General features: G+C 34.4%; 14 protein-coding genes. 5 read left to right on the top strand and 9 right to left on the bottom strand.

What is annotated here, in order from left to right:
• Window positions 1-148: 148 nt before the first annotated feature.
• Both J3U13_RS07705 and J3U13_RS07700 read left to right on the top strand, forming a co-directional pair.
• A complete protein-coding gene (locus J3U13_RS07705; protein ID WP_267341246.1) occupies window positions 149-1,480 on the top strand; it encodes a CoA-disulfide reductase in 1,332 nt (443 codons plus the stop codon).
• A gap of 103 nt (window positions 1,481-1,583) precedes the next feature.
• Window positions 1,584-3,005, top strand: coding sequence for a cation:dicarboxylate symporter family transporter (locus J3U13_RS07700; RefSeq protein WP_267341245.1), 1,422 nt, complete (start codon window positions 1,584-1,586; stop codon window positions 3,003-3,005).
• A gap of 69 nt (window positions 3,006-3,074) precedes the next feature.
• Here J3U13_RS07700 and galU read toward each other — a convergent pair whose 3' ends face one another.
• From galU to J3U13_RS07675, 5 genes are all read right to left on the bottom strand, one after another.
• The gene (gene galU / locus J3U13_RS07695) at window positions 3,075-3,989 is read right to left on the bottom strand and encodes a UTP--glucose-1-phosphate uridylyltransferase GalU (RefSeq protein WP_267341243.1); all 915 of its coding nucleotides are present in this window, start codon (window positions 3,987-3,989) and stop codon (window positions 3,075-3,077) included.
• Between the two features lie 442 nt (window positions 3,990-4,431).
• Window positions 4,432-4,785, bottom strand: a complete 354-nt coding sequence (locus J3U13_RS07690; protein ID WP_267341242.1) for a hypothetical protein — start codon at window positions 4,783-4,785, stop codon at window positions 4,432-4,434.
• A 116-nt stretch (window positions 4,786-4,901) separates the two neighbouring features.
• Window positions 4,902-5,051: an entericidin A/B family lipoprotein gene (locus J3U13_RS07685; protein ID WP_267341241.1), complete on the bottom strand. Its 150-nt coding sequence runs from the start codon at window positions 5,049-5,051 to the stop codon at window positions 4,902-4,904.
• A gap of 25 nt (window positions 5,052-5,076) precedes the next feature.
• On the bottom strand, window positions 5,077-6,270 hold the full coding sequence (locus tag J3U13_RS07680) for an aromatic amino acid transaminase (protein WP_267341240.1): 1,194 nt from the start codon (window positions 6,268-6,270) through the stop codon (window positions 5,077-5,079).
• A 264-nt stretch (window positions 6,271-6,534) separates the two neighbouring features.
• Window positions 6,535-6,918: a Rid family detoxifying hydrolase gene (locus tag J3U13_RS07675; RefSeq protein WP_267341238.1), complete on the bottom strand. Its 384-nt coding sequence runs from the start codon at window positions 6,916-6,918 to the stop codon at window positions 6,535-6,537.
• Window positions 6,919-7,106: 188 nt separating this feature from the next.
• On the opposite strand from J3U13_RS07675, the gene ffh reads away from it, so the two are divergent.
• Window positions 7,107-8,474: a signal recognition particle protein gene (gene ffh / locus J3U13_RS07670; RefSeq protein WP_267341236.1), complete on the top strand. Its 1,368-nt coding sequence runs from the start codon at window positions 7,107-7,109 to the stop codon at window positions 8,472-8,474.
• A gap of 95 nt (window positions 8,475-8,569) precedes the next feature.
• On the opposite strand, the gene J3U13_RS07665 is transcribed toward ffh, so the two are convergent.
• Both J3U13_RS07665 and ispB read right to left on the bottom strand, forming a co-directional pair.
• Window positions 8,570-9,442, bottom strand: a complete 873-nt coding sequence (locus J3U13_RS07665; protein ID WP_267341235.1) for an EamA family transporter — start codon at window positions 9,440-9,442, stop codon at window positions 8,570-8,572.
• Window positions 9,443-9,562: 120 nt separating this feature from the next.
• Window positions 9,563-10,549, bottom strand: coding sequence for an octaprenyl diphosphate synthase (gene ispB, locus J3U13_RS07660; RefSeq protein ID WP_267341234.1), 987 nt, complete (start codon window positions 10,547-10,549; stop codon window positions 9,563-9,565).
• A gap of 154 nt (window positions 10,550-10,703) precedes the next feature.
• Between ispB and J3U13_RS07655 the strand changes: the two genes are divergently transcribed.
• Window positions 10,704-11,516, top strand: a complete 813-nt coding sequence (locus J3U13_RS07655) for a TonB family protein (protein WP_267341233.1) — start codon at window positions 10,704-10,706, stop codon at window positions 11,514-11,516.
• Between the two features lie 79 nt (window positions 11,517-11,595).
• Here the strand turns inward: J3U13_RS07655 and pepP are convergent, their stop codons facing one another.
• On the bottom strand, window positions 11,596-12,906 hold the full coding sequence (gene pepP, locus J3U13_RS07650) for a Xaa-Pro aminopeptidase (RefSeq protein WP_267341232.1): 1,311 nt from the start codon (window positions 12,904-12,906) through the stop codon (window positions 11,596-11,598).
• A gap of 40 nt (window positions 12,907-12,946) precedes the next feature.
• Window positions 12,947-13,489: a UPF0149 family protein gene (locus J3U13_RS07645; RefSeq protein WP_267341230.1), complete on the bottom strand. Its 543-nt coding sequence runs from the start codon at window positions 13,487-13,489 to the stop codon at window positions 12,947-12,949.
• 123 nt (window positions 13,490-13,612) lie between these two features.
• Here J3U13_RS07645 and J3U13_RS07640 point away from each other — a divergent pair, with 123 nt between their 5' ends.
• Entirely contained in the window at window positions 13,613-13,966 is a 354-nt protein-coding gene (locus J3U13_RS07640; protein ID WP_267341229.1) for a hypothetical protein, read from the top strand.
• The last annotated feature ends 15 nt before the right edge of the window (window positions 13,967-13,981 follow it).

The raw sequence follows: 13,981 nt of genomic DNA, 5'->3' as shown, positions 1-13,981 counted from the left end.
AAGAAATTAATTATTGCTTTAAACCTTTAATACTTTGTTTTCAATTGTGCAACTGATTAATATTGAGTCACTATCTACAGCGTATACATTTTATAACCTATGATAGGATTGTCAATATTGAGAATCTGAGCCCTAAGGAGAAAATTAGATGAAAATAATCATCATTGGCGCTCAAGCTGCTGGAGCGAGTGCTGCAGCTAAAGCCAAAAGAATGAACCCCAATGCTACCATTCGTATTTATGAAAAAACTGACATCGTATCGTTTGGGGCTTGTGGTTTACCCTATTTTATTGGTGAGCATTTCACTGATGCTAATGAAATGATATCCCGTACACCACAACAATTCCAACAAGATGGCATTGAAATAAAAACATTTCACCAAGTCGTCGCTATTGATAACATACAAAAAAAATTAACAATTAAAAATATCAATACAAATGAGTGCTTTGATGATAATTATGACAAATTATTAATTGCTGTTGGTGCAAGTCCTATTATTCCAAATTTTACAAATCATCAATTGAAAAATATTTTTACTTTACGAGATCTTGATGATGGTTTAGCAATTAAACAAACATTATCCGATCCTAAAGTAAAACATGTTATTGTAGTAGGTGCAGGCTTTATAGGGCTTGAAATTGCCGAATCATGTGTAGCTTTGAATAAGCAAGTTAAACTAATTCAGTTAGATGATAGAGTCCTGATCGATGCATTCGATGAACAAATTACCGACATTATTGCAAAGAACATCAAACAACATTGTGATTTGCATCTACAAGAACAAGTACAGGGCTTTATTGGAGAAGAGCACGTCACACACGTAATTACCAATAAAAATACGTATCTTGCTGATATTGTTATTATTGCAACTGGTGTGAAACCAAACAGTGAAATTTATCAAAATATTGGTCTTAATACGTTAGCAAATGGCGCTATCATTACTGATAGCTATGGACAAACCAACCTTTCTGATATTTATGCAGCGGGTGACTGTGCAGCATTACATCATAAAGTCAGCAAAGCTTTAGTTTACATTCCTCTTGCTACAGGTGCAAATAAACTGGGGAAAGTAGTGGGCGAGAATTTAGGAGGAGGACAGAGTGAATTTCCTGGAACCATCGGTACATCAGCATTTAAGGCGTTTGATATTGAAGCTGGACGAACTGGCTTAACTGAAAAAGAAGTCCAAAAAGCGGGTATTGCATATAAAACCGTTGTAGTTAGGGATAAAAATCACAGTAATTATGTTGCCGGACAAACTGAGATAACGGCCAAAATCATTTATCACGCTGATAGCCGTATCATTTTAGGCGGTCAAATCGTGGGTGGTAGTGGTGCTGTTTTACGAGTGAATACGTTAGCTACTGCCATATGGGCAGAGATGAAAATTGATGAATTAGCAATGATGGACTTTCTGTATGCGCCTCCATTTTCAAGACCCTGGGACATTTTAAATATTGCAGGTTCAATAGCTAAATAATACAAATTATCTTACTTGATACAAAAATCAGTTCATCAAAATTAATTAAGATTATTAATATGATTTTATTCGATGATTAAATTATCACAATAAAGAGGCAATTATGTCAGATCCCATTTTTCAAGGAACTTTTTTTGAAAAGTTCCTATCAATTACACACTATCAAACTTTAATTGGTATTGGACTACTACTAGTTTGTTTTCTAGGGGTGATGAAACCACTACAGGACAAAAAAGTTAATTTTTCTATTCGAATGTTAGTTGGATTAATACTGGGTGCCGTGCTAGGTTTAGGTATACAAAGTGCAGCAGGATTCCCAGATAGATCAACTCTTTGGATGCAAGAGACGGCCACATGGTATGGTCTTTTTGGGCGTGCTTTTATTGCCTTTATTCGTATGTTAGTCATTCCCTTGATATTTGTCTCAATTGTAAAAGTTATTATCGATTTTTCGGGTAAAAAAAATCTCCCACAAATCGCATTTAGAGGGATATTCTGGTTACTATTTACCACTGCGATTGCTTGTATAGTCGGTATTGTTTTGGCTAATTTGTTTGAATTAGGAAAGATCAGCTCTACAACTATTCACCAAGCTCAAGCTAAACAGTACACTAATATTATTGATACATTTGTAAACCTTATTCCAAGTAATATCATTGCATCAATGGTTAAAGAAAATATTGTTGGATTAGTTATCTTTTCTGCTCTTATGGGACTTGCTGCCAATCGAATGGAAAAGAAAAGTCCTCAACCTATTATCCTTTTTAAAACTTTTATTGAAGCACTTTATAAAATTGTGATGTCAATTGCGATGACTATCATTAAATATATGCCATATGCAGTGATCGCTCTTCTTGCCAGAACTATTATTTCCAATGGTATACCTGCAATTGTTGAAGTATCAGGTTTTGTTGCTGCTATCTACACGGCCACTTTAATCATGTTAATTGTACATGTTTTAATTGTTATGATTCACGGCATATCACCATTTATGTATATTAAAAAAGCGATGGGAACGTGGTTATTAGCCTTTACCAGCCGCTCGTCAGTCGGTACATTACCTATGACTATCTCAACTTTAACAGTACGTATGGGAGTAAATACCGGTACAGCAAATTTAGTCTCATCACTTGGTAGCACTATGGGTATGAATGGCTGTGCTGGTTTCTTTCCAGCGTTGCTTGCCGTTATGGTTGCGCATATGGTAGGTATAGATACTAATTTTCAATTTTATATTATGCTAGTAATTGTAGTTGTGATTGGATCTATTGGCATTGCTGGGATACCTGGTACAGCAACAGTTGCTGCAACAGTAGTTTTATCTGGTATGGGCATGGCTGAATACTTCCCATTAATTGGTATGGTTTTGGCTGTCGATCCAATCATTGATATGGCACGAACCCTAGTCAACGTATCTGGGTCAATGACTGCCGCTGTCGCTACCGATCGCGAAGTGGGACTTATGGATATGAATACGTTCTATAATCCAAATATTACTCTTGAAAATGAACAGTCGGATGTTTAATACAAGTAAAGAATATACAGAATGAAAAGGACGCTTAAAGCGTCCTTTTTTGTGATCAAAAATTAATGTTTAAATTGTCTTTAACCATGCAGTAACATCATTACCTAAGCTTTTATGACGCATTGCGTATTGTACAAAGGTTTGTACATAACCCAATTTATTACCACAGTCATGACTTCGACCTTTAATACAATATGCATCTACAGGATCTTCTTCAAGTAACATTGCAATCGCATCAGTGAGCTGAATTTCACCACCCGTACCTAATGGTGTTTTCGCAAGTAAAGGCCATATTTTTTCTGATAAAACATAGCGTCCAACTACTGATTGATTGGATGGTGCTTCTTCCACTGATGGTTTTTCAACGACACTATACATTTGTCTTACATCCCCAGCAGACAATTCTTGACCATGACAATCGACAATACCATAAGAAGAAACTAATTCTTTCGGTACCGGCTCTACCATAATTTGGCTATGCTTAGTCTCATGATAGTTATTAATCATTGCTGCTAAATTATCTTTTGTTAGATCGCTTTCATACTCATCAATAATTACATCTGGTAGCACGACCGCAAAAGGTTCATCGCCAACCAAAGGATAAGCACATAATACGGCATGACCAAGCCCTTTGGCTAAACCTTGACGGACGCTGGTTATTGTAACATGTTTAGGTAAAATACTTTGTACTTCTTGTAACAGCTGACGTTTAACGCGCGCTTCTAACATTGCTTCTAATTCAAAACTGGTATCAAAGTGGTTTTCAATGGAATTTTTTGATGAGTGGGTAACAAAAATGATCTCAGTAATGCCTGCTGCAATACACTCTTTTACTACATACTGAATAAGTGGTTTATCAACCACTGGTAACATTTCCTTAGGAATGGCTTTAGTAGCAGGTAACATTCGCGTACCAAGACCGGCAACGGGGATAACGGCTTTCTTGACGTTTCCATTCAAAGTTGATTCAAAACTTAATGACATGTTATTTCCTTAAAAAAATTAGCAGATAATACACTATTGCAATAGTGTGTTATCTCTATGCCATATTAACAACATGTATTTTCAACCCTTAATGATTTTATGACTTCAACATATAGGGAATCAAAGAACATGCATGAATAATTGCCTTTGTAAAATTTCATATATTACGTTGATTCAATATCAAATTGTAATAAACGATGAAAAAATTGAAATCTAGCATCGTAAAGGCAGTATTAATAATCTTTACTGTATAATTGAAATTCTAGGGCTAAATTATCAAAAATTAAATAAGAAAGTGAAATAAATTTTGTTAATATGCTTGATACTATAATTATCAATTCAATCTATATTGCTATTAGTGTTTTTTTTATAAAATATTTCATCTATTTACATATTGATACATCGTTAGATTCAATTAATGTAAGATTATCCCTGTCTTTAACTAAAGAATCAATAGCAATATAAATAATCTCAAAATCGCTTGCCTTACTACAAATTTCGCTTTGCGATCACGTGCTTCTTTTTGCGTGGGACTCATATAAAGATCTTCATAGCCATCATCATATAATATCACTCTATCTAGTAAGGACTGTGCTCGCCAAAATGTTTGTTTTGGATAATCACGAATCTCAATATTTCCCGTGAATTTACCTTTCATGCCAGCATAACTTGCTGGTAAGTGTTTACTTTGTCGACTTTGGGCAATATAAATATGCTGATAATTTGATATGTTTGATGGTAAAGGATTTAATACAAATTCTGTATTAATCATACTTGAATAATGACAGTTTTTCATTGTTAAAGGTGCAGTTCGAAAATTTAACGAACCGCACCCAGTAAGTAAAAAAATATAACTACTAAAATATATCTCATTTTACTTTTGACAATTTATAACTTTATTTATTGTCTTTATTATAATTTATCACTAACTTTTTCTGCTGTTTTTGATATAGTCTTACCACCAGATTGGACATCTTTACCTACACCATTAACTGTATTACATCCAACAATGAGAGTTGTCATTGCAATACCGAAGACTAGCATTAACATATTACGTAACATAAATATTCTCCTTTTTGTGACTTGATTATTTTAATGTAGCAAATGCTTCCGCCACATGATGAATATTATGGTGATTTAGACCCGCCACACACATTCTTCCACTGCCCACCAAATAAACAGCAAAATTATCTTTTAATTGTGTGACTTGTTGTTTACTAAAACCAGTATAACTAAACATCCCACGCTGTTTTACTAAATAATCGAAATTTCTATCTGGAACTTGTTTTTTTAACAAGTTAACTAAAGTAGAACGCATCGCCACAATACGATTTCGCATTGATTCGACTTCCTTGAACCAATTTGCTTTCAAATCGGGATCATTTAACACGTAACTGACTAATTGGGCACCGTAAGCCGATGGGCTAGAATAGTTTCGACGGACAGTTGCCTGAAGTTGCCCTAATACATGACTCGCTACTTCAAGATTTTCACATAACACAGATAACCCCCCAACACGTTCACCATAAAGTGAAAAAGTTTTCGAAAACGAGTTACTTATAAAACCACAAAGACCAACTTCCGCAGCTTTTTTAATTGCGTAACTGTCACTTTCAATACTTTCGCCAAATCCTTGATAAGCAATATCCATAAATGGAATGAGATCACGATTTTTCAATACTGCAATTATTTTATCCCACTGTCTCTGTGTTAAATCAGCCCCAGTAGGATTATGACAACAAGGATGAAGTAATACAATGCTTCTAGCTGGCAATTGTTCTAATGTCTCAAGCATTGCATCGAATTTGACTCCACATGTTTGTGAATCAAAATAGGGATAGGTATTTACTTTAAAACCAGCACCACTAAAAATAGCGATATGATTTTCCCATGTTGGATCGCTAACCCAAACTTGTGAATTAGGGAAGTAACGATATAAAAAATCAGCGCCTATTTTTAGTGCGCCTGACCCACCCAATGTTTGTATCGTTGCAATACGTTTATCTTTATAGGCTGAATGTTCTTCACCAAATAGTAATGACTGAATTGCTTGGCAATAAGAGGATAAACCGCTCATCGGTAAATAGAGTTGCGCACCTTTTTGATTGTGATAAATATAATCACGAGCATTTTTGATACACTCTAATTGAGGTACTACACTATTTTCATCATAATAATAACCAATACTTAAATTAGTTTTACTTTCACGATGATCATTATTAAATTCAGCGACTAATGATAAAATTGGATCCCCAGCATAGGACTCTACTTTTTCAAACATATTACAACCTAATTGACACAATAACTAATAGCTGTAGATTATTGCATCAACTCAATTGGCAATCAATCACTAAATCTAAGTTTAACTATAAATAATTCAATTCAATTTTTTCGATGAATTTTAATCAGTTTTAATCTTAATAACCACGATATAATAGAGAATAAAATTATTTAATTTACATTGAATTTTATACTAAAACGTATACTTTACCTGAAACTTTTTGGATAAGATTAGCACTTTTTAGTGCTAATCAAACTAGCAAAACTATTTAGCAGCAACGACTTCTATTTCAACTTTTGCATCTTTAGGAATACGAGCAACTTGTACACAAGAACGTGCGGTGAATCCAGCATTATTTTCTATAAAAAATGCTTCATATACCGCATTAACAGCGGCGAAATCATTCATATCAGCTAAAAAAATGGTTGTTTTTACTATATTACTTACTTGATAACCGGCCGATGTGATGATTGCTTTAACATTAGCTAAACTTTGCTTTGCTTGCTCTTTAACGCAAGTTGACATTTCGCCACTTTCAGGGATTATGGGAATTTGTCCTGACACAAATAGCATATTGCCTAAATCGACTGCCTGAACATAAGGGCCGATTGCTGCTGGGGCGTTTTCGGTTTGAATCACTTTCGCCATTTTCAATTTTCTCCTTTTGTATTTCTTCTATTTTTTCATTACTTTTAATAAGTAATTTACCTTTGTTAATTTTTTTCATTTCAACAGGAAGATAATTTAGTGTCAAGTCAATACACAATGATGATCATGGGACTTCTTAAAATTTTCTGATATGATAATCAAAATTTTTTTATTTATTGAGAGTTAATATGTTTGAGAATTTAACCGACCGTTTATCGCAGACATTTCGCAATATCAGTGGTCGAGGACGACTGTCTGAAGATAATATTAAAGAAGCACTGCGTGATGTACGAATGGCTCTACTTGAAGCCGATGTTGCGTTACCTGTTGTTCGTGAATTTATTAATCAAGTTAAAGAAAAGGCTGTAGGTTTAGATGTCAATAAAAGCCTAACACCAGGCCAAGAGTTTATTAAAATTGTTCAAGCTGAATTGACCACAGCAATGGGAGAAGTCAACAGTTCACTTAACCTTGCAACACAGCCACCAGCAGTAATTTTAATGGCTGGTTTACAAGGTGCAGGTAAAACCACCAGTGTTGCCAAACTGGCCAAATTCTTAAAGGAAAAACAGAAGAAAAAAGTACTGGTTGTATCAGCCGATGTTTATCGACCAGCGGCAATTAAACAGTTAGAAACACTTGCTAAAGCCATTAATGTAGAATTTTTTCCATCCGATATTAATGAAAAACCAATTAATATTGTAAATAAAGCCATTTCACATGCTAAATTGCAATTTTTTGATGTACTTATTGTCGATACCGCAGGTCGTTTACATATCGATAATGACATGATGGACGAAATCAAGGCTCTTCATCAAGCTATAAACCCAATTGAAACCCTATTTGTTGTAGATGCTATGACGGGTCAAGATGCGGCCAATACTGCGAAAGCATTTAATGATGCATTACCGCTTACTGGTATAATTTTAACTAAAATTGATGGTGATGCTCGTGGTGGTGCTGCACTTTCTATTCGCAAGATTACTGGCAAATCAATTAAATTTTTAGGAATGGGTGAGAAGACTGATGCTTTAGAACCATTCTATCCTGATCGTATTGCTTCTCGTATTTTAGGTATGGGTGATGTGATTTCGTTAATTGAGGAATTACAGAGTAATGTCGATCGTGAGAAAGCAGAAAAAATCGCCAAAAAATTAAAAAAAGGAGATAAATTCGATTTTAATGATTTTCAAGATCAGCTTAAACAGATGCGCAATATGGGTGGTATGGGCGCAATGCTGGCAAAATTACCTGGTATTGGTCAACTGCCTGATCATATCAAAGCACAAATGGATGATAAAATAACTATCAAAATGGAAGCAATTATCGGCTCAATGACACTCAAAGAGCGCGCAAATCCAGAAATCATTAAAGGTTCACGCAAGCGTCGAATTGCGATGGGATCAGGAACCCAAGTGCAAGATGTGAATAAACTCTTAAAACAGTTTGACGATATGCAAAGAATGATGAAAAAAATGAAAGGTGGTGGCATGATGAAGATGATGCGCCAAATGAAAGGTTTAATGGGTGGCGGAATGGGATTCCCTCCTCGTTAAATCTGTGCTTGATTTCTTATTTTTTGAATTATCATAGCTGAACGTTAGATAACGACTCTCAAAATTATCGCGCTTAAAACTGCGCGATAATTTTTTTAGTGACCGGACTTAATCGATTTAATCTTTATCGGGCGATTCATCGTTAATACAGTTCCTATCGATGAAACAATAATAAACGCGATGGCTAACCACTGATACCCTGATAATTGTTCATTCAACACAATTAAACCTGAAAGTGCAGCAAATACAGGCGATAAACTCATTAAAGTACTAAACGTTTTAGCTGGCAATTTTGGAAGAGCAACCATATCTAATCCATAAGGAATAGCCGATGCTAATAACGAAACGATAAATACCAGAGGTAGTAAATCTAACGAAAACATAGCACTACCACTTTGCCATACACCAATAGGAAATAAGAAGAACGAAGCAATTACCGACCCAATAGCGACACTTGAAGATCCATAAATAGCGCCTGCTTTACGACCAAATAAAATATAGCATGCCCAAAAACTGCCTGCCAACAAAGCAAATACAATACCCAACGGATCTAAACTCCCTGATACTTGATGAATAGGCAATAACATAGCCAAACCAATGACAGCAATACCTAGCCAAATAAAATCAAACAGTTGGCGCGATGAACACATCGCCACCATTATTGGACCGGTCAATTCAATGGCAACAGCAATACCTAAAGGAACCCTAGCGATAGCACTATAAAAAGCCAAATTCATACAACCAATTGAAATACCGTATAAAAATATGAATTTTAATGCCTGTTTAGGTATTGATTTTCGCCATGGTTTAAAAATAATGATTAAAATTATAGCCGAAAAACACAATCGCCAAGCGGTCATACCTTCAGGTCCTAATACGGGGAAAAGATATTTGGCAATTGATGCACTACCTTGAATGGAGATCATCGAAACAAAAATCAAAAAAACAGGCCAAGATCTTTTAAACATAAATAAATACCTTATTTTAAGATACTGAACTTACTGTCTACTTAATTAAAGCCAAAAGTTTAAGGTAAACGATACGTTTAAGTATAAAATAGACGCCGAAATTACTAAATTAACGATTAATTAATTTTCCCTTTTTACTGATAATAAGGCTAAATCTTGTAAAGCTTGTTTATAAGGTGAATCAGGCAAAATAGCAATAGCATCGTATGCTTTACGAGCTTCTGTTTGAGCAGTTTGAAAAGTAAAATCAAACGAACCACATTCATCCATAATGTGTAAAATGCGATCCAATAAATGCCGACCATTACCTTGTTCTATAGCTCGACGAATCAATGCGGCATCCTCAGATTTTTTAGTGTTATGCATAGCGTGCAGGAGCGGTAATGTTGGCTTGCCTTCATTAAGGTCATCTCCTAAATTTTTTCCTAATTTTTGATTATTATCAGCATTATAATCCAATAGGTCATCAATAATTTGAAAGGCTGTACCTAAATATTTACCATATTCTTGTAGGGCAAACTCCTGTTGTTCATTTGCACCAGCTAACACCGCAGCAGAATGCGAAGTTGCTTCAAATAGGCGTGCTGTTTTACGATAAATAACTTCTAAATATTGTTCTTCAGTAATATCAGGATCATTACAATTAATTAATTGCTGTACTTCTCCTTCAGCAATAACATTGGTTGCTGCCGACATGATCGTCAAAACCTTAAACGATTCTGTACGAACCATCATTTGAAAAGAACGAGTATAAATATAATCACCCACTAATACGCTAGCAGCATTGCCAAACAAAGCATTTGCAGTCGATTTACCACGTCTTAAATCAGATTCGTCTACCACATCATCATGCAATAAGGTAGCGGTATGAATAAATTCAATAAAAGCAGCAGTAATAATATGCTTGTCACCTTGATAATTAAGCGCTTTAGCAATTAATAAAGCAATAACCGGACGAATACGCTTTCCCCCACTGCTAATAATATAATTGCCCAACTGGTTAATCAAAGCCACATCTGAACTGAGTTCAGCTTGTATGGCTTGATTTACTTTAACTAAATCATCTTTTACCAGATCAAGTATTTGATTCATTGATGGATTATTCATCAGCCTAACCGCTAGAAATAATAGATATTAATCTTACTATTATCTGATAAATATTTTTATGCAACAAGAGTTGTATATGATATTTTAAAAAAAACTACAAATGATAAGCATTTTCATTTAAAATACTTACCTTAGATTAGGAATGTTTATTAGTATGAAAATTAATTTTGATATAGATATCAGTGATGAAAAGATCCCTCAATCCATTGCTAAAAAAAAGCGAAGAGGTGATTGTTTATATGCATCTTTTTCTATGTTGTCACATTTTTGTTTACTTGCTTTATTATTTTGTCCTACGCTTTTTGCAGAAAATATTATTGTAGATGAGGGTGATAATTCAATTAAAGCTATCATGGTTGATCTTTCTCTGGCTGCACCAAAACAATCATTAATTGAAAATACGCCTGATATTCAAGGCATTCAAGATAGTGATATTATTGATAACAAACCAATTGAAGAGACACCAATTATTGAACACGAAATAGAAGTAGAAAAACCTGAACCTATCTCAGAAAAAAGACCTGACAAACCCACCGTAATAACTGAAAAAGATATTATTGTAAAACAGAAAGATAAGGTTAAGAAAAAACATCGTCCGATGCAAAAAGCATCACGTCAACAAGTTAGGCAAGAAGTCATTACTGAAAATATCTCAAATACTTCTGTTGCTCCCCAAATATCTGATAGTCGTCAATACTCGGGTAATCCTTCACCAATTAGTCGCAACCAACCTGAATATCCACGCCGAGCACTTGATATGCGATTGGAAGGTTATGTGATAGTACTGTTTGATATAAACAGTAATGGGCGTATTGAAAATATTCGGATTATAGAAACAAAACCCAATAATATTTTTAATCGATCAGTGATTAGTGCAATGAAAATGTGGAAATACCAACCTATTGCAGCGAAAGATCAAAAAATAAAAATTATTTTTAATCGGGATAAATCCATCAGTTTAGACTAGTTATACGGCATGTCGCTTAAGTAAGAATAACAAAGCCATAACCTCTATCTTAAAAGTTATGGCAATAGTGAGCGATACTTTATAAATGATTTAACATCAATTTTTCAATTTGTTTAGGTTCTTTGGGAACATCCGCGGTTAAAACTTCATTACCAGATTCGGTAATTAAAATATTATCTTCAATACGAATGCCAATACCTTTATAATGATCTGGTACATTGGCATCTTTATTAATATACAGTCCAGGTTCGACAGTTAATACCATTCCAGGTTCAAGAATTTGATCCCTTCCACTACCAACATCATGAACATCAATTCCAAGCCAGTGCCCTAAACCATGCATATAAAATTCCATATAAGCTTTGTTGGCAATTAAATTGTCTATATCACCTTGCATAATACCTAATTTGACTAAACCTATTACCATTGTTCGTATGACTTTGTCATTAACATTTTTAATGGATGTACCAGGTTTAAGAAGATGAATTGCTTGATATTGAGAAGCCAAAACAATATCATAAATTTCACGCTGTGCTTGGCTAAATTTGCCATTAATTGGAAATGTTCGAGTAATATCTCCTGCGTAGTATTGATATTCACAACCCGCATCAATCAAGACCATATCACCGTCTTTTAATTGCTTATTGTTATTATCATAATGCAAAATACAACCATTATTACCACTACCTATAATGGTGTTGTAAGATGGGAAGCGCGCACCATGCCAAGCAAATTCATGGTGAATTTCTGCTTCCAATTGATATTCAAACATAGAAGGCTTACATATTTGCATCGCTTTAACGTGCGCTTTAGCACTAATTTTACATGCCTTACGTAATAGTTGCATCTCAAAATCCGACTTAAACATCCGCATCTCATGAACTATTGGTCGCCAATCAATGATTGAGCTTGGTGCAACTAAATTTAATCTCATCCCTTGTCTTAAAGTAACCTGTGCTTGGTTGACAATTTGATCAGCATACTGATAAAGTTGATCAGCATGATAAATTGCGATTTTACCATTTAATAAATTGGGTAATATGGCATCAATTTCATCAAAAAGATAAGATTCATCAACTAAAACCGTTTTCAATGCAGCTTGCTGACCTAAACGATATCCTGTCCATGTCTCTGCCAAAGGATCCTTTTTTCGATTGAATAACACATACCGAGCAGTATTATCTTGTTGTTTAATCAATGCCAACACTGCCTCTGGCTCAGCAAAGAAGGTAAAATACCAAAAATCACTATTTTGTCGATATGGATAATGAGTATCATTGCTGCGTGTTACTTCAGGAGCAGCAAAAAAAAGAGCTACACTATTAGGCATCATTTTCGCAAGCAATTTTTCACGACGCAAAATCATTTCTGTTTTAATATCTTTTTTCATCATGACGACCTTAATTAAGATTACTTACTATGAGTTAATCTTAATGAATTGTTGGTGTTATTTCAGTTTCATTGAATTCATCAAAACATAACATTGATGTTATACGCACATATTCTTTGATTTCTTCAAACGCAAACTCAAGCTCTTGTTGATCTTCTTGTTCATCATAGCCCAATTTAACAATTTGACGTAGATCATAAATCGCTTCTCCTACATCTCCTTTGATTCGATTAATTTTGGGTTGTACTAACCCTATACCAAGCAAAAAATGATTTACCCAACCAACTAAATCATCAATTTGTGCGTACAAATCTTTTTCACTGATAAATAATTGAAATTCAAAATCTTCATCCAAAAGTTGTTGCTTAGTTAACTGATAAAGTTTGGTAATTTGTTCATTCAAAGGTGCAACAATAGTTTGACCATTATTTAACATATCTTCAACTAAAGGACGCCAGCTCTCATCATGGTTTCCTCCAGCTAAAATACCTACGATAAAACCATGTAACTCAGCAGCAGTGATCCCTAATTTACATTGGACTAATTGACGATTAAATTCGTCATAATTAATAGTTTCCGTCATTACTCCACCTTGATGTTGTCATATCACAAAAAATGCATCTCTGCACTTTCCCCAATTTTAGTATATAATTCTAAACTCGCTATAAATAATAAACAGGTTACTGAGCTTTATAAAGGAATTATTTTGAACTTATTAAGATTAATCGTGAAATTGCCTCTGCTACTATCTTTTTATGCAATTTTAGCTATATCATTAACCTCTTGTGGTACATTAATTTCAAATAATGGTGTGATCATCCTTAATATGCAAGATAAGTTACACACTTATGTAACCAGCCAAAATTTACCTGTAGCGTATAAATTAGGTGATGGTGAGCAAGAACTGCAACGATTCGAAACATTCTGTCATGAAGAAATTAGAGCTTCACAACTTGACGGTAGTGAAGAAGTCGTTTTTGAGAATATCAAACATGGTATCCATGGGCAGGTGGAATTTAAAAATTGTAGTGATAAAATCACTCGAATTTACCGATACTGATAAAATCTAGCTATC

It is taken from the genome of Gilliamella sp. B2887 (assembly GCF_026537015.1).
In the GTDB taxonomy this organism is placed as follows: Bacteria; Pseudomonadota; Gammaproteobacteria; order Enterobacterales; family Orbaceae; genus Gilliamella.
Note: the sequence above shows the minus strand (reverse complement) of the source record. Positions and strands in the feature narration are given on the sequence as shown.

Excerpts from the sequence above, each read along its gene's own strand:
- J3U13_RS07655 (WP_267341233.1), top strand. The coding sequence starts at position 10,704 with ATGAAAATTAATTTTGATATAGATATCAGTGATGAAAAGATCCCTCAA.
- J3U13_RS07685 (WP_267341241.1), bottom strand. The coding sequence starts at position 5,051 with ATGTTACGTAATATGTTAATGCTAGTCTTCGGTATTGCAATGACAACT.
- J3U13_RS07665 (WP_267341235.1), bottom strand. The coding sequence starts at position 9,442 with ATGTTTAAAAGATCTTGGCCTGTTTTTTTGATTTTTGTTTCGATGATC.
- ffh (WP_267341236.1), top strand. The coding sequence starts at position 7,107 with ATGTTTGAGAATTTAACCGACCGTTTATCGCAGACATTTCGCAATATC.
- J3U13_RS07645 (WP_267341230.1), bottom strand. The coding sequence starts at position 13,489 with ATGACGGAAACTATTAATTATGACGAATTTAATCGTCAATTAGTCCAA.
- ispB (WP_267341234.1), bottom strand. The coding sequence starts at position 10,549 with ATGAATAATCCATCAATGAATCAAATACTTGATCTGGTAAAAGATGAT.
- J3U13_RS07675 (WP_267341238.1), bottom strand. The coding sequence starts at position 6,918 with ATGGCGAAAGTGATTCAAACCGAAAACGCCCCAGCAGCAATCGGCCCT.
- galU (WP_267341243.1), bottom strand. The coding sequence starts at position 3,989 with ATGTCATTAAGTTTTGAATCAACTTTGAATGGAAACGTCAAGAAAGCC.
- J3U13_RS07680 (WP_267341240.1), bottom strand. The coding sequence starts at position 6,270 with ATGTTTGAAAAAGTAGAGTCCTATGCTGGGGATCCAATTTTATCATTA.
- J3U13_RS07700 (WP_267341245.1), top strand. The coding sequence starts at position 1,584 with ATGTCAGATCCCATTTTTCAAGGAACTTTTTTTGAAAAGTTCCTATCA.
- J3U13_RS07690 (WP_267341242.1), bottom strand. The coding sequence starts at position 4,785 with ATGAAAAACTGTCATTATTCAAGTATGATTAATACAGAATTTGTATTA.
- pepP (WP_267341232.1), bottom strand. The coding sequence starts at position 12,906 with ATGAAAAAAGATATTAAAACAGAAATGATTTTGCGTCGTGAAAAATTG.
- J3U13_RS07705 (WP_267341246.1), top strand. The coding sequence starts at position 149 with ATGAAAATAATCATCATTGGCGCTCAAGCTGCTGGAGCGAGTGCTGCA.